General features: G+C 35.9%; 22 protein-coding genes. 16 read left to right on the top strand and 6 right to left on the bottom strand.

Annotated features, from left to right (window positions below; genetic code table 11):
• Positions 1-16 precede the first annotated feature (16 nt).
• From NAT51_RS14365 to NAT51_RS14355, 3 genes are all read left to right on the top strand, one after another.
• Positions 17-1,363 (top strand): FAD-dependent oxidoreductase, encoded by a 1,347-nt coding sequence (locus tag NAT51_RS14365; protein WP_250599810.1) that lies wholly within the window; start codon positions 17-19, stop codon positions 1,361-1,363.
• 112 nt (positions 1,364-1,475) lie between these two features.
• Positions 1,476-3,980, top strand: a complete 2,505-nt coding sequence (locus tag NAT51_RS14360) for a DUF2339 domain-containing protein (protein WP_250599808.1) — start codon at positions 1,476-1,478, stop codon at positions 3,978-3,980.
• Positions 3,964-5,187 carry a hypothetical protein gene (locus NAT51_RS14355; protein ID WP_250599806.1) on the top strand — a complete coding sequence of 408 codons (1,224 nt, stop codon included), beginning with the start codon at positions 3,964-3,966 and terminating at the stop codon, positions 5,185-5,187. Before NAT51_RS14360 ends, NAT51_RS14355 begins: the two co-directional genes overlap by 17 nt.
• Here the strand turns inward: NAT51_RS14355 and NAT51_RS14350 are convergent.
• The 4 genes from NAT51_RS14350 to NAT51_RS14335 are packed head-to-tail and all read right to left on the bottom strand — an operon-like array spanning position 5,184 to position 7,877.
• Positions 5,184-5,549: a cupin domain-containing protein gene (locus NAT51_RS14350; RefSeq protein ID WP_250599804.1), complete on the bottom strand. Its 366-nt coding sequence runs from the start codon at positions 5,547-5,549 to the stop codon at positions 5,184-5,186. The genes NAT51_RS14355 and NAT51_RS14350 overlap by 4 nt on opposite strands.
• Before the next feature lie 11 nt (positions 5,550-5,560).
• Entirely contained in the window at positions 5,561-5,995 is a 435-nt protein-coding gene (locus NAT51_RS14345; protein WP_250599802.1) for a YybH family protein, read from the bottom strand.
• Positions 5,996-5,999: 4 nt separating this feature from the next.
• Positions 6,000-6,368: a DMT family protein gene (locus NAT51_RS14340; RefSeq protein WP_250599800.1), complete on the bottom strand. Its 369-nt coding sequence runs from the start codon at positions 6,366-6,368 to the stop codon at positions 6,000-6,002.
• Between the two features lie 3 nt (positions 6,369-6,371).
• On the bottom strand, positions 6,372-7,877 hold the full coding sequence (locus NAT51_RS14335) for a helicase HerA-like domain-containing protein (RefSeq protein WP_250599797.1): 1,506 nt from the start codon (positions 7,875-7,877) through the stop codon (positions 6,372-6,374).
• A gap of 365 nt (positions 7,878-8,242) precedes the next feature.
• On the opposite strand from NAT51_RS14335, the gene NAT51_RS14330 reads away from it, so the two are divergent.
• The 11 genes from NAT51_RS14330 (at position 8,243) to NAT51_RS14275 (ending at position 17,638) form a co-directional block, all read left to right on the top strand.
• A complete protein-coding gene (locus NAT51_RS14330) occupies positions 8,243-9,076 on the top strand; it encodes a MotA/TolQ/ExbB proton channel family protein (RefSeq protein ID WP_250599795.1) in 834 nt (277 codons plus the stop codon).
• 53 nt (positions 9,077-9,129) lie between these two features.
• A complete protein-coding gene (locus NAT51_RS14325) occupies positions 9,130-9,750 on the top strand; it encodes an ExbD/TolR family protein (protein WP_250599794.1) in 621 nt (206 codons plus the stop codon).
• A gap of 18 nt (positions 9,751-9,768) precedes the next feature.
• A complete protein-coding gene (locus NAT51_RS14320) occupies positions 9,769-10,314 on the top strand; it encodes an ExbD/TolR family protein (protein WP_250599793.1) in 546 nt (181 codons plus the stop codon).
• 20 nt (positions 10,315-10,334) lie between these two features.
• Entirely contained in the window at positions 10,335-11,156 is an 822-nt protein-coding gene (locus NAT51_RS14315) for an energy transducer TonB (RefSeq protein WP_250599792.1), read from the top strand.
• 223 nt (positions 11,157-11,379) lie between these two features.
• On the top strand, positions 11,380-12,291 hold the full coding sequence (locus NAT51_RS14305; RefSeq protein ID WP_250599788.1) for a PstS family phosphate ABC transporter substrate-binding protein: 912 nt from the start codon (positions 11,380-11,382) through the stop codon (positions 12,289-12,291).
• 17 nt (positions 12,292-12,308) lie between these two features.
• Positions 12,309-13,997: a tetratricopeptide repeat protein gene (locus NAT51_RS14300; RefSeq protein WP_250599786.1), complete on the top strand. Its 1,689-nt coding sequence runs from the start codon at positions 12,309-12,311 to the stop codon at positions 13,995-13,997.
• A gap of 131 nt (positions 13,998-14,128) precedes the next feature.
• Positions 14,129-14,761 carry a 7-carboxy-7-deazaguanine synthase QueE gene (locus tag NAT51_RS14295; protein WP_250599784.1) on the top strand — a complete coding sequence of 211 codons (633 nt, stop codon included), beginning with the start codon at positions 14,129-14,131 and terminating at the stop codon, positions 14,759-14,761.
• On the top strand, positions 14,761-15,066 hold the full coding sequence (locus NAT51_RS14290) for an energy transducer TonB (protein WP_250599782.1): 306 nt from the start codon (positions 14,761-14,763) through the stop codon (positions 15,064-15,066). The genes NAT51_RS14295 and NAT51_RS14290 overlap by 1 nt, the downstream gene beginning before the upstream one ends.
• 387 nt (positions 15,067-15,453) lie before the next feature.
• On the top strand, positions 15,454-15,849 hold the full coding sequence (locus tag NAT51_RS14285; protein WP_250599780.1) for an energy transducer TonB: 396 nt from the start codon (positions 15,454-15,456) through the stop codon (positions 15,847-15,849).
• Positions 15,850-16,035: 186 nt separating this feature from the next.
• Entirely contained in the window at positions 16,036-16,428 is a 393-nt protein-coding gene (locus tag NAT51_RS14280) for an energy transducer TonB (RefSeq protein WP_250599778.1), read from the top strand.
• Between the two features lie 52 nt (positions 16,429-16,480).
• Positions 16,481-17,638 carry an aminotransferase class V-fold PLP-dependent enzyme gene (locus NAT51_RS14275; protein ID WP_250599776.1) on the top strand — a complete coding sequence of 386 codons (1,158 nt, stop codon included), beginning with the start codon at positions 16,481-16,483 and terminating at the stop codon, positions 17,636-17,638.
• A gap of 95 nt (positions 17,639-17,733) precedes the next feature.
• Here NAT51_RS14275 and NAT51_RS14270 read toward each other — a convergent pair whose 3' ends face one another.
• Entirely contained in the window at positions 17,734-18,435 is a 702-nt protein-coding gene (locus NAT51_RS14270; RefSeq protein ID WP_250599774.1) for a class I SAM-dependent methyltransferase, read from the bottom strand.
• Positions 18,436-18,505: 70 nt separating this feature from the next.
• Here NAT51_RS14270 and NAT51_RS14265 point away from each other — a divergent pair, with 70 nt between their 5' ends.
• Positions 18,506-19,003, top strand: a complete 498-nt coding sequence (locus NAT51_RS14265; RefSeq protein ID WP_394799704.1) for a YkgJ family cysteine cluster protein — start codon at positions 18,506-18,508, stop codon at positions 19,001-19,003.
• A gap of 14 nt (positions 19,004-19,017) precedes the next feature.
• On the opposite strand, the gene NAT51_RS14260 is transcribed toward NAT51_RS14265, so the two are convergent.
• Positions 19,018-20,253, bottom strand: coding sequence for an exo-beta-N-acetylmuramidase NamZ family protein (locus NAT51_RS14260; protein ID WP_250599772.1), 1,236 nt, complete (start codon positions 20,251-20,253; stop codon positions 19,018-19,020).
• Between the two features lie 6 nt (positions 20,254-20,259).
• Between NAT51_RS14260 and NAT51_RS14255 the strand changes: the two genes are divergently transcribed.
• Positions 20,260-21,513: an ABC transporter permease gene (locus NAT51_RS14255; protein ID WP_250599770.1), complete on the top strand. Its 1,254-nt coding sequence runs from the start codon at positions 20,260-20,262 to the stop codon at positions 21,511-21,513.
• The last annotated feature ends 1,206 nt before the right edge of the window (positions 21,514-22,719 follow it).

The raw sequence follows: 22,719 nt of genomic DNA, 5'->3' as shown, positions 1-22,719 counted from the left end.
CGCTATAAAAAATCCAATGCAAACTCCTCAAAAAATTGCTATAGTTGGTTCCGGATTGGTTGGGACTTTATTAGCAATCTATTTAAAAAAAATGGGTCATACCGTACACGTGTTTGACCGTAGTCCTGATATCAGAACAGTAGAGTTTTCAGGGCGTTCCATTAATCTGGTGATGTCAAACAGAGGTTGGAAGGCATTGGCAGATATTGGTTTGGATGATGAAATCCGAAAAATAGGAATCCCGGTTGATAAAAGAGCCATTCATTTAAAAGACGGTCAGTTAAACTATCAATATTACGGAAAAGAAGGTGAGGCTATTTTTTCACTTTCAAGAGGTGTTTTAAATAGAAAAGTGATTGACTTGGCCGAAGCTGCCGGAGTTGAATTCAAGTTTGAACATAAAATTTGGGATGTTACTTTAGCTGATGCTACACTGCATATAGGTGATTCTGAAAGAGGAGAGTGGACAGAATTGAAATACGACAAAGTCTTTGGTGCTGACGGCGCTTTTTCAAGAATCAGACACCGTATGCAACGTCAGAGTATGTTTGATTATTCGCAGGAGTTTATGAAAATTGGTTACAAAGAGTTACATATTCCTGCAAACCCCGATAAAACACATAAAATAGATAAAAATTCCCTGCATATCTGGCCTAGAGGTAAGTTTATGCTGATGGCACTCGCTAATCTGGACGGAAGTTTTACCTGCACTTTATTCATGCCGTTTGAAGGAGAAAATTCCTTCGCTGAGTTAAAAGATGAGGCTACACTGGTTAAATTCTTTGCTGAATATTTTCCGGATACTGCCGATGTTATTCCTGATCTTGTGGATGATTTCTTCAAGAATCCGACAAGTTATCTGGTTATGATGAAATGCTATCCATGGACATTTGGCGATAAAGTAGCTTTGATTGGAGATGCCGCACACGCCATTGTTCCTTTTTACGGGCATGGTATGAATGTAGGCTTTGAAGATATTACCATATTAATGCAGATGATTGCCAAATATGGTGAAGACTGGGATACAATTTTCCATGAATATGAAAAATCCCGAAAACCAAATGCTGATGCTATTGCAGAATTGTCACTTCGGAATTTTATCGAAATGAGTACTAAAACAGCTGATTCGGCATTCTTACTCCAGAAGAAAATTGAAAAAAAATTCTCAGATAAGCATCCTGATAAATGGTTGCCATTGTATAGCCGGGTAACTTTTAGTACACAGCCTTACACCGAAGCACTGGCAATTGGTGATTTCCAAAATAAAATTATGGAAGAAATTATGAGAATTCCTGATATTGAAAACAAATGGGACAGTCAGGAAGTGGAAGATAAAATCATCAGTTTGTTAAAATCGAAATAAAATATTTTTTATAAGGAAGAACTCCAATTCGTTAAAATGATTTGGGGTTTTTTATTTATACAGGAAATTCTTTCAGAACCCTTATATTTGATATTCTAACGAAAATCATTCTATGGAAATTTTTTTACTGTTAATCGTATTGGTTATTGTAATCCTTGTACTGAATAAGGTTAATTCCAAGTTTCAAAATCTGGAAGATTCTGTTTCCAAATTGCATCAAAAAATTAATATACTTAATAAACGCCTGGAAGGCTCAGGAGAAAAGGCTGTAACAGGTGAGGAAAAAAAACCGGATGTTACTTTCCATATCAATAAAGCAGAAACCAAACCGCCGGTATTTGAAAAAATTGATGAAAAAACACAAATTGAAGAGGTAAAAGAAGAAGATAAACCAAAAGTCATGAAACCGGAGGTTAAACCTGTTCCTGAGAATATACCAACATTTACGACACCGGCTGCAATGGTAAAACCAAAATATATTGAGCCTCAAAAGTCGTGGTTCGAGAAGTTCAGGGAAAATAATCCTGACTTAGAGAAATTCGTCGGTGAGAATTTAATCAATAAGATTGGAATTCTGATTCTGGTTCTGGGAATTAGTTTTTTTGTAAAATTTGCCATTGATAAAAACTGGATCAATGAAACGGCGCGAGTGGGTATCGGTATTTTGGCAGGTTCACTGGTTATGGGTGTTGCACACAAACTGAAAGCAAACTATAAAGCATTCAGTTCGGTCATGGTAGCGGGTGCAATCAGTATTTTTTATTTTACCATCGGAATCGCTTTTCATGATTATCACTTATTCAGCCAGACTGTTGCTTTTTCAATTATGGTGGTGATTACGGCTTTCAGTACGTTTGTTTCTTTGGCTTATGACCGTCAGGAATTAGCTATATTGTCTTTGATTGGTGGTTTTGCTGTTCCGTTCATGGTTAGTACCGGACAAGGGAATTACATTGTTTTATTCATTTACATAGCCATATTGAATATTGGAATCCTTGCTATTGCATATTTCAAAAAATGGAATGTTTTAACCCTATTGTCTTTCCTTTTTTCTACGATATTGTTTCTTTCTTGGTATGTGACAGAATTGGATAAAAATACACTTCCGCACAAAGGAGCACTGCTATTTGCAACATTGTTTTACTTTTTGTTCAGTATTACAGCTGTTTTAAACAATTTGAGAAGTAAAGGATTGTTTTCTACTATGGATTATTTCATTGTTGTGGCCAATACATTTGCTTATTTTGGATTAGGATTGGGAATTATCCATAATTGGGGAATGGAAATGAAAGGTTTGTTTACACTTTCGCTGGCAGTTTATAACCTTATATATGCCGGCTTTTTATACAAACGGTTTGGTTTGGATAAGAATGCAGTTTATTTGTTGATTGGTTTTGTGTTTACTTTTGTCACGATAACAATTCCGGTTCAATTTGAAGGAAACCAAATTACATTATTCTGGGCGTGTGAAGCTGTTCTGTTGTTCTGGCTGTCACAAAAATCAGGCATTGGGTTGTTTAAATTAGGAGCTGTTGCTGTTCAGATTTTGACAGTTATCAGTTTGATCTTGGATTGGAACAATCATTATCAGATCTCGGGAACTATTTTGTCTGTCATTTTCAATCCTGCCTGTTTAGCTGGTATTGTAGTTTTGGGTTCTTTTGTGGTAACTTATTTATTGCTTAAAAAGGAAACAGATGAAACTGTATTTTTTTCTTTGGAGTTCAATCCGGTTTTTTATAGAAATGCAATTCTGTGGGTAGCTTTATGTGTTGGTTATCTTGTTGGATTTTTAGAAGTTGCTTACCAAGCCGATGTGTTTTTGAGTAATGCGGTTTCATCGCTTTCTCTTCCGGTAACGTATCATTTTGTGTTTTGTGCAGTTTTGTTCTTCCTTGGATTGAAATGGGACAAAGTCAGGTTTTTCAAATGGATTACTTTATTGATTACTTTGAACCTATTTGTTTATATAACCTATTTATATAGAATTCCTTCTGATGAAGTGCAGCAGAATATCCTTGAGAAATTGGATTATAGCACGGCTTTCTATTTTCATTATATCATTCTGGCATGTGTTATTTATTTTATGTCGATTTTGGTCCGTCAGATTTTGGAAGTTGCTGCATTTGATTTTGTGAAAACTAAGGTTTTTTTATGGATTTTGGTTTTTAGCGGGGTTTTGATATTGAGTAACGAACTGATTGTCCACTGTTACCATTTTGCTGATACAAAAGCCATTTATTCGGAAGTTGTTAAAAAGGCCGGGAAAGATAATTATATGTACGATTTTTATATTGATGATGCCTTGAGTTTGATAAAAGTGCAGGTTGTTAAGATTGGATATCCTGTTTTATGGGGTGTTTTGTCTTTTATTTTGTTGATCTTCGGAATAAAAAAGCAATGGAAAGATTTGCGTATCATTGCTTTATCTCTTTTGGGACTTACAATTGTGAAATTGTTTGTTTATGATATTAACAATGTGTCAGAAACCGGTAAGATTATAGCCTTTATTTTACTTGGGGTGTTGATACTGATCATATCATTTGTGTATCAGAAAATAAAAAAATTAGTTGTTGATGAAAATGCAAATACGGTTTCAGATGAAAAGAATAATTAATTGTTTTCTTTTTTTGCTTTTGACAAATGTGTCTATTAGTCAACAGTATAGCGGTGTCTTGACCAAAGTAAGAAATGATGGTTTGCATGTGATAAAAATACCGGCAAATGTACGTTCGGCAAGTAATGGAAATCTGGATCACATACGTATACTTGATTCGAAAAAGAATGAAGTTCCTTACGCTGAATATTCGGCCAGTTCTGATGTGCTTAATCTGAAAACCTTTAAAATAATAGAACGGAATGCGATTCTAAATAAGCAGACCTATATTGTAGTTGAGAATCCGGATGCCTCTAAATTAGACAGGCTGCTCCTGAAAATTGCAAATTCATCGGTTACCAAACAATATAATATCAGTGGTAGTAATGATAACAAACAATGGTTTGGACTGGTGTATAATCAACAAGTTGACGGTTTGTATGAAGATGGGCAAACTAGTATAGATAAAGAGTTTCTTTTTCCGCTGAATAATTACAAATATATCCGGTTTGAGTTCAATGATAAGAATTCATCGCCGCTGAATGTGCTTTTGGCTTCTTACTTTGAAATGACCAAAACTGAAATTGCTCCTTCAGTAAGCTTAACAGATTTTGATTTTTCCGTAGAAAATGATTCAAAAGAAAAAGTGACACGTATCCGGATAAAATTCGATAGTCCGCAGGTTATTAACGGTATTCGTTTTAATATAAAAAAGCCAAATATGTTTTTGCGTGAAGCAAGAATTTTGGTTGCCAAAACCCAAACCGTGAAACGCCAAAAAGAAGAATATCAGGAAACCCTTAGTGTTTTTCAATTGAATTCCGGAGGAAACAATCACTTCGAATTTTCGGATATTTTCGAGAAGGAATTAATTGTAGAGATCGACAATCAGGATAATCCGGCCTTAGATATTAAATCGGTAGAGTTGCTGCAAAGACCTTTAAGTATTGTTGCTGATCTGAAGAAAAATGAAGCTTACAGGGTTGTGATTGATTCTAATTACAGCAAACCAAATTATGACATAGTCAATTTTGATTTGAACCCTGAAAAACAACTGGCTCCAGTGGAAATTGAAAGTTTTGAAAAATTGAATTCTTCAAAGAGTTCGGAAAAGGAAGGACGTTTTTGGCAAAGCGCCTGGTTTTTATGGGGTTCAATAATTGTTGGAGGGATGTTGATCGCTTATTTTGCTTTTGGATTGCTGAAAGATTTAGAGAAGAAAAATTAATTTTCTTCTCTATGTACCAAATCCATTGAAAAAGCAGGTTTGCAAATTGCAATGTATTCACAAGATTCATCAAAAGGGTTTGAGTATTGAACTCTTGTGTTTTTGTTGATTTTAATGGATTGTCCGGCTTCAAGGATGATAATTTCATCTTCGATAATGAACTGTTTTTTACCTGAAATAATATAAGTGTATTCATCAAATTCAGGAGTTTGGAAAGGTTCACTCCAGCCCGGAGGAGCCACCATATGGGCAATTGATATTTCGTTGTTATTGGTGGTGGCCAATCCGTGATGTTCTTCAATCAATTTGCCGTCCGTAGTTGGAACGATAAACGGTTCTTTTTGTATAAAATATTTTTTCATTTTTATAATTTTTAGTCCCAGACATATTTCCAGCTTCCATCACTTTGTTTGCTCCAAACGGTATGAAAAACTCCTTTGAATTCCTTTTTATTTCCGATTGAATCGGTTGCTGTCCATACATATTTTCCATAAGTGTAACCCATGGTTCCGTCTTCTGATACATCTATGAAATCCGGTTTCCAGGTAACGGTTGCTTTGGCGAATTTTGGATTACTGTAATATACTTTAATTGCTTTCTTACCTTTGATTAAGGTATCGTTTTCTCTTTTTATAACGGCGTCTTCAGATGCAAAAGTGTAAAATGCATTGGCAATTCCATCTTTCGAAGTACTGTCGTTAAAATCCTGTTCGGTCTTTCTGATTTCTTCCTGTAAAACCGTTTTGTCCTTTTGTTTGGTGCAACTGAGCAATAAAAAGGAACTTAAAATTATCATCACTTTTTTCATATGCTTATTTTTTAAAAATAAAATATACTGCCAAAACCAGAAAACACATCCCAACAAAATGATTCCATCTCAGGCTTTCATTCTTGAAAAAAAGTAACGAAAAAATCACAAAAATGACGAGTGTGATTACTTCCTGGATTACTTTTAGTTCCAATAGTGAAAACGGACCGCCATTTCCATTGAAACCAATTTTATTGGCGGGAACCTGAAAGCAATATTCAAATAAAGCAAGCCCCCAACTGATTAAAATAATTGTTATCAATCCGGCATTTTCAAACCATTTTAAGTCCTTGAACTTTAAATGGCCGTACCAGGCTAATGTCATGAATATGTTTGAAAGAATCAATAAGCCTATGGTTAAATATCCTTTCATCTGTTATTTTTTCAATACTTTCATTAATACATTAAAGGCTCCGCGGATGAAGCTGGCGCTGGTTACGACTTTTAAAACCGATTTGCCGATAACTTCTCCTGTGCTGGGACCTTTACTGGCGCTTTTCTCTTCTTCTTTTTCTGCAACCTCTTCTGAGATTTCTTCTATTTTTTTGGTCAAAATCTCATAAGCACTTTCGCGGTCAATTTCTTCTTCATATTTCTCAACTAATTTTGATTGGGAATTGATTTTCGAAATTTCATCTTCAGTCAAAATATCCATCCTGCTTTCCGGTGCGCGCATCATGCAGGCAACTAATGGAGTTGGAACCCCTTTTTCGTTCAAGGCTGTTACTAAAGCTTCGCCTATTCCTAAGGATGTGATGATTTCGTCTGTATCATAAAATTCTGAAATTGGGTAGTTTTCAGAAGTTTGTTTGATGGCCTGACGGTCATTTGCTGTAAAGGCACGTAAGGCATGTTGGATTTTTAGACCTAATTGAGCTAAAACTTCTTTCGGAACATCCATTGGGTTTTGGGTGATAAAATAAACGCCAATTCCTTTTGAACGGATTAATTTGATAATTGTTTCAATCTGTTCCAGTAAAGCTTTGCTTGCTTCGTTGAAGATTAAATGGGCTTCATCTATGAATATAACCAATTCCGGTTGTTCAATATCTCCTTTTTCAGGCATCTGATTGTAGATTTCAGCCAGTAGGTTCAGCATAAATGTTGAAAATAATTTTGGTCTGTCCTGAATGTCATTCAAACGTACGATGTTTACATAACCATAACCGTTTTCATCGATGCGCATCAGGTCTTCAATTTCGAATGATTTTTCACCAAAAAAGATGTCGGCTCCCTGTTGTTCCAGTTCGATTATCTTGCGCAGAATGGTTCCTGTGGTTGCAGTGGATATTTTTCCGTATAATTCTGATATTTCTTCTTTTCCTTCTTCGGTAATGTAATTCATTACTTTTTTGATGTCTTTCAAATCCAGAAGCGGCATTTTCTTATCGTCACAATATTTAAAGATAACTGCGATAACACCAGCCTGGGTTTCATTTAAATCTAAAATTCTTGAAAAAAGCACCGGTCCGAATTCAGAAACTGTTGCACGTAAACGCACACCGTTTTGTTCTGATAATGTGAGTAATTCTACCGGGAATGATTTAGGGGAAAAGGGAATGTCAATTTTTGAATGTCTTTCCGTGATGAAATCCTTCTCTTCACCGGCAGCTGCAATTCCGGAGAAATCGCCTTTTATGTCCATCATCAATACCGGTATGCCGTTTTGTGAAAGTTGTTCGGAAAGAACTTGAATCGTCTTGGTTTTTCCGGTTCCTGTCGCACCGGCAACCAGACCGTGTCTGTTCATGGTTTTTAGGGGTATGGTTACTTGTATTTTGTGGGCTTCACCGTCTAATATAGCACCGCCTAAATTAATGGATGTTCCTTTGCAGGTATAGCCTTTTGTTATTTCTTCTTTAAATTGTTCTAACCTTTCCATAAATAGTATAAATATTGAATGCAATATAGCGTTTTTCTTGTTTTCCAAGCGTTTAATGGCCTGATTATTGCGGGTTTTTAGAAATAAAACAAATTTAATTTGTATTGTTTTTAAATAACATTTTGTTGAATAATTTTCAGCGATAGTGTTTTTGTAAAGTAAAAAAATCTATTTTTCTCTGTTTTGTAGTGTAAAAATTTAATTATTCTCAACAAAGCAGTATGTTTTGTTTAATAATTCAAAATTTGAAGTGTTATAAAAGTTTAAAAAAGATTTTTTTATTACAAGTATTAGGTTAAATTTGCCCATTATACTATTTCTAACAATAGAATTAATCAATTAAAAAAAATTAAATTTTAGTAAAAATGGCAAACAACGTTAAAGTTCAAAAGAAAAAAGAACAAGGTTCAAATGGAGGAGATATTTTCTCTGGTGTTGTAATTGTAGCATGTATCATTGTAGGAGCTCTTGTATGGAAATACATCATGGGTGCTCCGTCAAACTTTGAAGGCGGTAATCCAGAAGGACACCCACTACCAGGGAACTATTTAGGGATGGTTTACAAAGGAGGAATCATCGTACCTGTGTTAATGGGATTATTATTAATGGTAGTAGTTTTCTCTTTTGAGCGTTTCTTTGTAATCAATAAAGCAGCTGGTAAAGGTAATTTAGATGGTTTCATGAAAAAAGTTCAGGCTAGTGTTAACGGTGGTGATATCGATGCAGCTATTGAAGCTTGTGATAAACAACAAGGTTCAGTAGCAAACGCTATTAAAGCTGGTTTAGTAAAATATAACCAAGTAAAAGCGGAAGGTTTCTCTTCTGAAGAAGCTACTGAAACTATCCACAAAGAAATCGAAGAAGCAACTTCATTGGAAATGCCAATGTTAGAGAAAAACTTAACTATCATCTCTACAATGGTTTCTTTAGGAACGTTAGCTGGATTATTAGGTACTGTAACAGGTATGATCAAGGCGTTCGGTGCGTTAGCAACTTCTGGTACTCCTGACCAGGCAGCGTTAGCAAACGGTATCTCTGAAGCACTTATCAATACTGCAACAGGTATCTCAACTTCAGCTTTAGCTATTATTGTTTATAACTTCTTTACTTCTAAAATTGATACATTAACGTATTCAATCGATGAGGCAGCAAACACGATTGTAAATACTTACAGACGTTTCAAAGGAAGCTTAAAATAATAATTAACAAGTTTTTACCGTTAGTAATATAGCGGTGATATAAAAAAAATAATATGGCAGTAAAAACGCAAAAAAAAGCAGGTGCAATCGACATGACTGCTATGTGTGACGTAGCTTTCCTATTGCTTACGTTCTTTATCTTGACTGCTACAGCAAAACAACCGGAGCCTTTAGCTGTTGATACACCTAGCTCAACTGTTCAGACAAAATTGCCTGAAGCTGGACTGGCTACTTTAACAGTAGGCAAAGGTAAAGTGTTTTTCGGAATGGTAGATAGACCAATTAGAAAGAGAACTCTTGAACTAATGGGTCAGGAATATGGAATTACTTTCTCTGAAGAAGAAAAAACACGTTTCTCATTAATCGATGGTTTTGGTGTTCCGGTAGGAGGACTTAAGCAGGTTATTGCAATGACGAGTTCAGACAGAAACAAAGAAGGTCTTCAGCCAGGTATTCCAATGGATTCTATCGATGAAAAGAAAGACGAATTGTCAAGATGGATTTATAACGCCCGTGCTGCAAGTGCAGAGTTAACAAACAATGACTTGAAATTTGCAATCAAAGGTGATGCAAAATTAGAATATCCGGCAATCAAAAGAGTGATGGATGTTTTACAGAAACAGGACGTAAACAGTTTCAATTTAGTAACAGGTTTACGCGGTAAAGATTTCTAACAGTATAAAAATTAAGAAATGGCAGAATTAAATACCGACGCCGGTGGTGGCAAAAAAGGCGAAAAGAAGGTAAGAAGTAAAAAATCGAACGCTAAGGTAGACTTAACGGCGATGGTTGACTTAGCTTTCCTTTTGATTACGTTCTTTATGTTAACCACCTCGTTATCAAAGCCTCAGTCTATGGATTTGGGGTTGCCAGATAAAGAAGATAAAAATAAACCAGAGGAAGATATTGAAGTAGCTGATAACCGTACCATGACTATTTTATTGGGAGAAAACAATAAAGTAAAATGGTATATGGGACAGTTCGCAACACCTCTTGAAGGACCTAGTGATTCTTCTTATGGTAAAGCAGGTATCAGACAGGAAATTTTATCAAAAGTGCAATCTGTTCCAGTGGCTACGGGTGACCCTAAAAAAGGATTGATTGTAATCCTTAAAATGGATAAAAAAACCAATTATAAAAACATGGTTGATATCCTTGATGAGATGGCTATTGCAAAAGTGCCTACTTATGCATTAGTTGATATCACTCCTGAAGAAAAAGCTTTATTGTCTAAGTAAACCACTAAATAGAAAAAGAAATGAAATTAGATTTGTTTAGAACACAGTGGTTGGATTTAGTATTTGAAGGGCGTAACAAAAAATACGGAGCTTACCAATTGCGTAAAGAGAATCCTAAAACGGCGTTAAGATCGTTGTTGTTGGGAGGATTTGTTTTCGCTTTTGCAGTGAGTTCGCCTAAATTGATTGAATTATTACCATCTGGAAATAATGCTGATAACTCGATTGATGAGAAGGTAGTATTGATGAACTTGGATAAACCAAAAGAAAATGTTCCGCCGCCGCCGCCTGAAAAAAAACCTGAACCGCCTAAACCAAAAGTGGACGAGGTTAAATTCGTAAAACCGAAAGTTGTTGAAGCAGCTAAGGTTACCGAAGAGATTAAAACAATGGATGAATTGAAAGATAAAAACATTGCAGAGAAAGACCAAAAAGGTGATGAAAATGCAAAAGTTTCTATCGATCAGCCAACAGGAAACTCTGATAAACCTGCTGAAGTTGAAGACAATACAGTATACAGCACTGCAGGACTAGAGGTTCAACCTGAATTCCCTGGAGGATGGGGTAAATTCGGACAATATGTTGCTCAAAAATATAGAGTTGACGAAATTTCCGAAAGAGCCGGTCAAGATCTTAAAGGTAGAGTAATAGTTGAATTCGTTGTTGAAAAGGACGGAAGTTTAACAGATATCAAAGTAATCCGTGATTTAGGTTACGGTACTGGTGATGAGGCTATCAGAGTTTTGAAAAGTATGCCTAAGTTAAAACCGGGAGAACAAAACGGAAAGAAAGTACGTGCTAGATTTAGCTTACCAATTTCTGTTACTATTACAGCTGAATAAATGAATAATTATTCAAATAAATTAGAGAAGAAATCGCTTAAAGAGCGATTTCTTCTCGTTATAGGTATATTGTTTTTTTTAGTTTATCTCTCTATGGGATTGGCAATTATATTCTGGGAGAAGCTACCCTTGAAAATGCCATATAACTACCGCATGGGTCTGGGAATTGTTATAATCGTATATGCTTTTCTGAGATTCATCCGTTTTTTCCAAAAATCTTAAAATGAAAAAAGTTTATTTAGTAATTGCCGTTATTGCCCTTTTTGTTGGTGTTTTTAGCTGCAATAAAAAAGATACTGCAAGCAATACAGATACTATTTTGACCGGAAAAGTTACCATTTTGGTTGATGAAACCATTTTGCCGGTAATTGAAGATCAGGTAATGGTTTTCGAAAGTCAGTACAATGCAAAAATAAAATTGGTCGGTAAATCTGAAACCGAAATCGTTAAACTACTTTCCGAAGGAAAAAATGATTTAGCTATACTGACACGTGAATTAACGAAAGGAGAAGGTTATTTTTTTGTTAAGAAGAAAATAAATCCTAAAGTAACTACGTTTGCCACAGATGGTATCGCATTTATTTCAAGCAAATCTGATGCTGATATTAAAATTGATCTGAAAGATGTTGTTGCTTTTATGAAAGGTGAAAGCAACAAATTTAGCGGTTTGGTTTTCGATAATGGTAATTCCAGTACTGTAAAGTATTTTAAAGATTTGGCTAAAGTTGATAAGTTACCAACAAAGAATATCTACTCGTTCAATACAAATAATGAAGTTATCAAATTTGTTGCTGATAACCCGGGTACTATCGGTGTGGTAGGTGTCAATTGGTTAACTCAGCCAATGCCGGATTTTGAGGAAACCGTAGACAGAGTAAGTGTATTGGATGTAAAAGCAAATAATGGTACATTTGCAAAACCAACACAAGACCTTATTGCATCAGGGATTTATCCGGCGACAAGGGAAATAAAAATGTTAAATTATCAGGGATATTCCGGTTTAGGCATGGGATTTGCTTCTTTTGTTGCAGGAGAGATTGGTCAGCGGATTATTCTTAAGTCTGGCTTGGTTCCTGTAAGAATGCCTGGACGGAACATAATCATCCGAAAAGAGATAGAAAAAAAGAATAAATAAAATTAATAAGTATAAAAATGAATAAAGTAAAATTTTTCAGTGTCGCTTTTTTAGCGTTAGGTTATACTGCTTTTGCACAAGATGTTGAGTCGGCAAAAAAAGCAATTGATGCTGAGCAATATGAAAAAGCTAAATCAATTTTAAAAGGGATTGTTAAAAATACACCGGATAACGGAAAAGCTGCTTTCCTGTTAGGTAACGTATACTTAAAACAAAGTGTTCAGGATTCTGCTAAGATGGTTTTCCAAAAGGGAATAACTGCAAAAGACGGTGGAGTTTTCAATTATATCGGATTAGGTCAAATTGATTTGGACAATGGTAACGCACAAGGAGCACAATTCAATTTCGATCAGGCAACTGCCGGAATGAAGAAGAAAGATATTGAACAGTTTGTTTATATCGGTCAAGCTTACACTAATTCCTCAAAACCTAATTATAAAAAGGCAATTGAGGTCCTAAACAAAGCTAAAGCAGTTAACTTGAATGATGCTGCTACATTACTTGCTTTGGGAGATGCTTTTGCTGCAGACAATAATAATAATGAGGCATATGCTTCTTACAGAAACTCTTTCGATGCAAATAACGCTTTCGTAAGAGCAAAAATGCAGCAAGGTGTTTTGTTGAAAAAATCAAAAGCATTCAACGAAGCAAAAAATGCTTTAGAAGAAATTGCTAAGACAAATCCTTCTTATGGTCCGGTTTACAGAGAATTAGCTGAAACTTATTTTGGTTGGTCAACATTTGACAAGGCAAATAGTGTTGCATTCAAGAAAAAAGCTTTGGAGAATTATGAAAAGTATATGAGTCTTACAGATTATTCAGTATCTTCAAAACTTCGTCAGTTAGACTTTTTATATGTGACCAAAGAATTTGACGCTTTGGAAAAAGAAACAGCTGAATTAAAAAAATCAGCTAATCCAGATCCTAAAGTATATTTGTTCTCAGGATACGTTGCTTATGAAAAAGGAAAATATCAGGAAGCAATTGCCGATTTAGAAAAATATATTTCCAATCCTGCTGCTAAAGCATTCCCACGTCCATTCATGTACTTAGGATTCGCACAGCAAAAGTTAGCAATCAAACCAGGAGCGAAAGAAACTGATAAGCCGGTTGTAGACCAGACTTTATTCGCAACGAGTTTGGAGAACTTCAAGAAAGCTTCAACTTTGGATAAATACCAAATTGGTGAATTAAGTGACAACGGTAAGGCTTTATTCGAAAAGAAATTATATGCTGAAACTGCAGCTGTAATTGAAGTTGCCTTGTTGAATCCTGATTCGAAAAATAAATTGTATGATAATTTCTTCTTAGGATACTCATTGTATTTCAACAATGTTGAGAAGAGTCCAAAGGATATGAATGTTGTTGAATTGCAAAAAGCGGATAAAGCATTTGAGAATGTTGCAACTGCATCACCAACAACACAGGATGCACATTTATACCGTGCAAGGGTAAATAGTTTGTTGACTGAACCAACTGCTAAAGAGCAAATGGCAAAAAGTTACGAGGAGTTCACTAAAGTTGTTACGACTAAAGGACCTGAAACTATTGAGAAGAACAAAGGAAAAATGATTGAAGCGTACAATGAGTTAGCAAGATACTTCGGTAAAGCGGATAAAGTTAAAGCAATGGATTTTGTTTCTAAAGCTTTACTTTTAGATCCTGCAGATGCAGATGCTCTAACACTTCAAAAAGCTTTGAAATAATAATTGAATTTCAAGAATACTTCAGGAGCCGCTTCATTTGGAGCGGCTTTTTTATTTTCAGACATGTTTGCAATTAGCTGTGACCTAAAAACTAAAATCATTTGATTATCTTTGCAGACTATTTTATTATTATGCTTACAAAAGAAACACAAATTGCGGTTGAGAAAGGTGAAATGCTTCCGTTGATGGAAGAATTTTACACCATTCAGGGGGAAGGTTACCATACAGGAACAGCGGCTTACTTTATCCGTATAGGAGGATGCGATGTTGGATGTCATTGGTGTGATGTGAAAGAAAGCTGGAATGCCGAATTACACCCGCCAACAGGGATTGATAAAATTGTTGATAATGCTAAGAAATATGCTGAAACAGTTGTTGTAACCGGTGGAGAACCGCTAACATGGGATATGAGCCAACTTACAGGCAGATTGAAAGCTCAAGACCTTAAGGTTCATATCGAAACTTCGGGAGCATATCCTGTTTCAGGTTCGTGGGATTGGTTTTGCCTTTCACCAAAAAAAAATAAATTACCAGTTCAGGAAGCATACGATATTGCAAGTGAGCTAAAAGTTATTATTTATAACAAGCATGATTTTATTTTCGCAGAAGAACAAGCTGCAAAAGTTAATTCAAACGCTATACTTTTTTTGCAGCCTGAATGGAGTAAGAAAGAAGAAATGACTCCTTTAATTGTAGATTATGTAATGAATAATCCAAAATGGAGAGTATCACTTCAAACCCATAAATACCTGAATATACCATAATGAAGAGATTTGTTTTTATTATTTCCTGTCTGCTTTTTACGGTAATTTTTTATGCACAGAAAAATACTTTTGTTGAGGATAATACCGTATATAGTTCGGCTGGTTTAGATTATCAGCCTGAATTTCCGGGAGGATTGCAAAAATTCGGATTATATATAAGTGAAAACTATAATCTGCCGAATGTAAAAGGATTAAAGGGTAAAGTAATTGTTGAGTTTGTTGTGGAAAAAGACGGGAGTCTTGGTCTTATTAAGGTAATAAGAGATATTGGTTTTGGTACAGGTGAAGAAGCGTACGAATATTAAAAGAATGTCCGTTATGGCAACCCGCAATGCATAATGGAAAAGTGGTGAGAGTCAGGTATTCTTTGCCTATCAATGTCGATGTAAAATAAACAAAAGGTTGAATTGTTGAATTCAGCCTTTTTTGTTGGATATTTTTAAACTGTAAAACTCTGTAAACAATTCCAATACTGTATTTATTTACAAAAATCATGCTTTTGATCTTAAATAATAACTAATAGTAGGAAATTTGTTCGAAAATGTAACAAGCTTGAAATTAAAATGTTAATATTTTGCTAATAAATAATTAATTATATATTTTTACCCAAGTTTCAAAAGCATTTTTGTCCCAAACAGATAACTTAGATACTGTACTGGCTGGTTTTACTAACTTTAAAATACCACAGTGATATGAAAAGAATTCTACTAATCGCAGTATTTTTTGTGGCCCAATACGGGTTTGCACAAGCACCTATCAACGTTGCAAATAAAAATTTACCAATTCCATATGAAGAAGTTGAAAACAGACCCATGTATCCCGGAGGGATTAATGAGTTCATTAAATTCGTTGGAAAAAACTTTCAAATGCCGGATGTAGAAGGCGTAAGTGGTGTAATCAAAGTTAGTTTCGTAATTGAAACAAACGGTGTTGTAACCGATGTGAAAGTTTTAAACGATTTAGGTCACGGTACAGGAGCAGAAGCCAAGAGAGTTGTGCTGTTATCTCCAAAATGGACACCTGGTGATCAGGACGGTAAAGCTGTAAGGGTTACATATACTTTGCCTATTACAATTAGAAATTATTAGGCACGCATAATAAATTGATAATCAAGCCTTTGAATTTTCTTCAAAGGCTTTTTTTGTGCGTAATTGTTTATATTTTGTGTTTTTTTTAACACTTTATCGAATTTTTTACCTGTTTAATCGGTGTTTTCGTAATATTGTCTTCCTATTTGACTTGTCCACAATTAGTAACACATAAAAGAGATTATTATGAAAAAGATTATTGCAGTACTTTTAAGTATGTTATGTGTTAATTTAAGTTTTTCAAAAGCTATAATTAACGGTATCGACGTTCCTGTTCAATATGAAACAGTTGAAGTGAAGCCATTGTTCCCGGGTGGTATGTCTGAATTTATGCAGTTTGTGATGAAGAATTTCCAGATTCAGGAAGATGAAGAAGGAAACATCCCAACAGGAACTGTTCACGTAAGTATCATCATTAATGCAGAAGGTGCCGTTAGCCAAATTAATATTTTAAGAGATGTGGGCAATGCCGGAAAAGAAATCAAAAGAATTCTGGCTAAATGTCCAAAATGGACACCCGGCCGGATGAAAGGTCAAAATGTCTCGGTTGAATACAATTTTCCGATTATTATAAAATAAATTAATCCCAACGTAAGTTGGGATTTTTTATTTTTACGGGAAATTACACACTATGAAATTATTATTCCAGTTAGACCCTTCACTAACTTTTCTAAACCACGGCTCATTCGGATCCTGTCCTAAACCAATTTTTGAGGAATACCATAAATTCCAACATGAATTGGAATACGAACCCGTAACTTTTATTCAAAAGAAACAACCTTTATATTTAAAAACGGCCCGTGAGCATTTGGCAAAGTTTGTTGGATGTGAAGCACAGGATATTTATTTTACCCCAAATCCCACTTTTGCAGTGAATACTATCATGCGGAGTTTGAATCTGCAACCAGGGGACGAAATTTTAAGTACCAATCATGAGTATGGTGCGATGGACAGAACCTGGAATTTTTACTGTAAAAAAACCGGAGCCAAATATATCCGTCAGGAAATAACCCTTCCGATTGTATCTAAAGAAGAATTATTAAACGAATTTTGGAAAGGATACACTTCAAAAACCAAAGTGATTTTCCTGAACCACATTTCAAGTGCTACCGCTTTAATCTTTCCGGTTAAGGAAATTTGCGACAAAGCACAGGAATTAGGATTGATTACCATTATCGACGGTGCGCATGTTCCGGGGCATATAGATTTGAATATTGCGGAATTAAATCCGGATTACTATACAGGAACACTTCACAAATGGATGTTGGCGCCCAAAGGCAGTTCTTTTCTATATGTAAAAAAAGAATTTCAAAATGATCTTGAACCTTTAGTGGTTTCATGGGGTTACGAAAGTGTGGCGCCGGGAGAAAGTCAGTTTTTGGATTATCACGAATACCAGGGAACCAATGAGATCTCTGCCTACCTGTGTACGCCAAAAGTAATCGACTTCCTGAAAATAAATAAATGGGAAGAAATTTCAGCCACTTCGAAACAGATTGTATTGGATAATTACCAAAAATTTTGTGACTTGGTGGATACACAACCGATATGTCCGGTCAATTTAGAATTTCTGGGACAGATGGCCAGTATACCTATTCATACCGAAAAGCCATTGGAATTAAAAGAAATGCTTTACAATAAATATAAAATCCAGATTCCGGTGATGCCTTTGAATGATAAATATTATATCCGTTATTCGATTAATGGTTATAATTCACAGGAAGATTTGGATGTATTGTATAAAGCGCTGGAAGAAATTATTGCTACGACTGATTTGATCCGGAAGTAAATCACACTAGCCCGGATAGAAGCGGTATCCTTTTTGGGATGGTTGAGGATATCGAAACCATCCCAAAAAGATGTAGCGGATAGCCGGATTAGCTCCTAAAACAATCGGGCCAAATAATCAAAATGCTCTCCTTCGGTGACTAACTCACATTGTAAGCCATTGACATGTGCTGCATTTTGCAATGTGTTGTAATCTAAATATAGCCAAGGAAAACTATTTTCGGTTTCGTTTTTATAGGAAACGGTAAAAACAAGTTCGCCATAATAGCCACCGGCCGGAATTAAATAAGCACCGTCTTCATCTTCATCAAACATATAAATGATATCGGAAGAATCAATTAAAATCTGTCCGCCCGGATTCAATAATGATTTTAACTTCTGAAGGTATTTTGTGGTTTCTTTCAATGTACCGAATATTCCCGTACCGTTCATCAATAATACGACCGTGTCGAATTTTTCATCCTGGACATCCAGAATATTCCGGACATGTACATTTTTAACACCTCTCAATTTACAGGCTTCAACAGCATTGGCTGAAATATCGATCGCCTGAACCTCTAATTGTTTTGTGTTTTGAAGGTGTAAAGCATGGCTTCCTGCTCCGCAACCCACATCCAATACTTTCCCTTTGCAAAGTTGCAAGGCTTTTTGTTCCAGTTTGGGCATTTCTGAAAAATCACGGAACAAATACGAAACACTCATAACATCGGCTTCCGATATATTGGTTTCAGTAATTAAATCCTCAGGAGAATTATTGGTTTGATAATCTAATATGGCTTTTCCGAAAAGATCTTTCATTGGGACGATGTGTTATTTAGATTGTTTTTTGATGTGATTTGAGTAATTTTGCATTCTGAAACTGAATGAAATGCTGAAGCCTTCACTACAAGAAATACAAAGATTAGCCAAAGATAAGCATAACGAAAACAAAAAGTATTTCGACAAGCTGAAAAAGAAAGCTCCGAAGAATATTGATTATGTTATGCAGGAATTGCATGATGCCGAATTCAAAAGAACCGACTGTTTGCAATGTGCTAATTGCTGTAAAACAACCGGACCGTTATTCACAACTGCCGATATTGAACGCATAGCCAAACACTTCCGCCAAAAGCCACAGCAATTCATCGATCAGTATCTGCGTATTGATGAAGATAATGATTATGTGTTAAAAAGTGTTCCGTGTACGTTTCTGGACCATGAAAATTACTGTATGATTTACGATGTCCGTCCAAAAGCCTGCCGCGAATTTCCGCACACCGACAGAAAGAAGTTTCAGCAAATCTCGAATCTGACCTTAAAAAATGTAGCCATCTGTCCGGCTGCTTACAATATAGTAGAAGAAATGAAAAAGAAAATGCCTTTGTGAAAAGGCATTTTTTGTTATTGGTATAATAGATATTTCTTTCGCATCGTTTTAAAATCTTCCAGTCCTTTCGTCCAGGAATTTCTGATTTCAGTTTCAGAAACGCCACTTTCAATTTGTTGCTGTAGTTTTTTGGTACCGGCTAATTTGGTAAAAAAGTCATTAAAGAAGACGTTTTTCGTTTTACTGTTTTCCTGATACGCCTTAATTAACCATTGTAATTCCAGTCGTTTCACCTTTTGGATTTGAGTCAAATCTTCTCCAAAGCATTCTTTTCCGTTCCAAACCGGATCTTTAGCTCCTAAATTTGGTTTCGGGGTAAACGAAAAACCATGATTTTCTAAATAAGGTGAGCCATAAATTTGGAACTGTTTTTCGGTTCCCCGGCCCACGCTCACATTGGTTCCTTCAAAAAAGCACAAACTCGCATATAAATTAATAGACTGGTCATTCGGTAAATTCGGAGAAGGTTTTGCTAATAAACTGTAGGGCATGTTACGGTTGTAATTCAAACAAGGAATCACTTCCAGTTTGCATTGCACTCCGTTTTTTAACCATTTCTCCCCATTAGTCATTTTGGCATATTCTCCAATCGTCATTCCATGCAATACCGGAATCTGGTGCATGCCCACAAAACTGCTGTGTTCTTTTTCCAATACCGGACCGTCAACAATGCCACCATTCGGATTAGGTCTGTCCAAAACCAATAATGGAATATTGTTCTCGGCACAGGCTTCCATCACATAATGTAACGAAGATATATAGGTGTAAAAACGAGCTCCCACATCCTGAAGGTCAAAAATCATGACGTCTATGCCAACTAACTGTTCGGGTTTTGGCTTTTTGTTATTACCATATAAGGAAACAATGGGTAGACCTGTTTTAGTGTCTTTTCCGTCTTTGATCAGTTCACCGGCATCAGCGGTTCCCCTGAAGCCATGTTCCGGTGCGTATATTTTCTGTAAGTCAACTTTTTGTTCCAATAAGAAATCAACTAAGTGGGTTTTGTTGGTTAAAATTCCTGTTTGATTGGTTACAATCCCCACTTTCTTTCCTTTTAATAAAGGTAAATAAGCTTTATGATTATCGGCTCCGGTTTGTATTGGGACAATTTCATCGTTTTTAATGGTGTTTTTTTCAGATTTGTCTTTGCTCTTTTCTGTCTGTTCCATTTTCTTAACAGAATTTCCACACGACACTATCGTCAGAAACAAGAATAAAAACGTATTTTTGAGGGCCAATTTATAAATCATTGTCTTTTGAATTTAGAGTATTTTATTGCTAGCCGGTTAACCAAGGCTAAAGACCATAAAAGTAACATATCTTCGCCAATTATAAAAATCGCTATTGCGGCCATTGCAATCGGACTCACGATGATGATAGTTTCTGTGGCTACCGGTATCGGATTACAGCAAAAAATACGCCAGAAAGTCTCAGCTTTTAACGGGCACATCATCATTTCTAATTTCGAAGACAATCAATCGCAGGCAAGTATCCAGCCTATTTCCACTAACCAGGACTTTTATCCGAAGTTCAATTCAGTAGAAGGAATCAAACATATTCAGGCCGTAGCCGGTAAAGCAGGTATTATCCGCACCGAAAAGTCATTCGAAGGAATCGCTTTTAAAGGAGTGGGTAAGGATTATGACTGGGAAAATCTGCAGGAATATATTAAGGAAGGAAGAATTCCTGACCTGAAAGCTGATCTCAACAACGAAATCATCATCTCTGAATACCTGGCAAACCGACTCGAACTGAAAGTTGGCGATAAATGCAATACTTTTTTTATGAAAGAAGGAGGAAACCAGTTGCCCAATCTCCGTGTTTTTAAAATCGTAGGGATTTACAATTCCGGATTTCAGGAATTCGATGCCACATTTTTAATTGGTGACATCCGCCATGTCCAACGCATCAATAAATGGAAAGCAGATGAAGTGGGCTCTTTCGAAGTGTTTCTCGATGATTTTGACCAAATAGAACAAAAAGGCGCGGAAGTGTATAATAACACACAAAACAAACCGGACCCAACAAAAACGCTCAACACACAAACCATTGCCGAAAAGTATTTCTACATCTTCGAATGGTTAAAATTATTTGATTTTAATATTGTGGTGATATTGTTTGTCATGATTATCGTGGCCACCATTAATATGGTAGTGGCTTTGTTGGTACTCATTTTGGAACGCACACAATTAATAGGTATACTCAAATCAATGGGTGCAACGAATTGGTCCGTCCGCAAAATCTTTTTGTACAACGCTTTTCATCTCATTGCAAAAGGCCTGCTTTGGGGAAATGTCATCGGAATTGGGATGCTGCTTATCCAAAAGCAATACGGCATCATCAAACTCAACCCCGAAAATTATTATGTAACCACCGCACCGGTCGAAATAAATCCTTTATATATAATAGGACTCAATCTCGGTACAATCTTGATATGTCTGCTGGTATTGTTAATCCCGTCATACCTTATTACAAGGATATCGCCGGTAAAAGCGATTAAGTTCACTTGATAGATGAGTGATTAGTAACTAGTGATTAGTGAAGAGTTCTTAGTCCTTAGTGAGTGCAACCGGCGATTAGAGTCTAAGTAATCTAAGTAGTCTAAGTAGTCTAAGTAGTCTAAGTAGTCTAAGTAGTCTAAGTAGTCTAAGTAGTCTAAGTAGTCTAAGTAGTCTAAGTAGTCTAAGTAGTCTAAGTAGTCTAAATAATGGCGTGCCCCTCCGGGTCGGGCTCTTTGCTATATCTTTTATTCCGCTGCGCTGCATAAAAGGATGCCGCTTCACCCGCTCACGCGGGCGTACATCTCCAAAAGATAGTATACCTTATATATAGGAGTAAAGTCTTTATTTGTTAGCAACCCTTTCAGTGGCGGTTGCTGAGCTTGTCGAAGTATCAAACCCTGACAGCGGTTAATTAGTAACTAGTGATTAGTAACTAGTGATTAGTAACTAGTGATTAGTAACTAGTGATTAGTGAGAGTACTTAGTCCATAGTACTTAGTGACTAGAGGCTTACCATAGTAGTTCTCAGGCTCCGGCAAGTATATTCATTGAGTAATATTTCAATTTTTCCCTGTATATGTTTAGTCTTGCTTTCGTAACAAGCGCACACGTTACTGCTATGTGTGCACTCGTTACTGCTATGTGTGCACTTGTTACTGCTATGTGTACACTCGTTACTGCTAAGTGTGCACTTGTTACTGCTATGTGTACACTCGTTACTGCTAAGTGTACACTCGTTACTGCTAAGTGTACACTCGTTACTGCCAAGTGTGCACTCGTTACTGCTAAGTGTACACTCGTTACTGCTATGTGTGCACTTCCTTCCGCAACGGGTGTGCTTGCTTTCTCAGTCTATACTTATATATAGTAAAGGAGAGAAGGTATGCTTATACAATATATATAAGAGTAGGAGAGAGCTGTTTTAGACCATGCTTGCATTCTTCTGGAAAAACTTTCCTGTCTAACTTACTGAGGCTCAGTTGAAGTGTAAAAAAGGGGTAAAAAAGATTAAGAAAAGGTTAGGAAAAGTGAAAATAAGTGGTACTTTTGCACCCGCATTGAACAACAAGTGAGATGTGAAACAAGCAGAGTTCTTTAACATAATGTTCTTAAAAAGTCTAAGTGATTGGGTTTGAAACGAAAGTAAAAAACTTAAAAAATAATCGCGAAAAGATTTGGAAAGAAGAAAATAAAGATGTTATCTTTGCACCCCGC

This window comes from Flavobacterium amniphilum (assembly GCF_023634845.1).
GTDB lineage: Bacteria > Bacteroidota > Bacteroidia > Flavobacteriales > Flavobacteriaceae > Flavobacterium > Flavobacterium amniphilum.
Note: the sequence above shows the minus strand (reverse complement) of the source record. Positions and strands in the feature narration are given on the sequence as shown.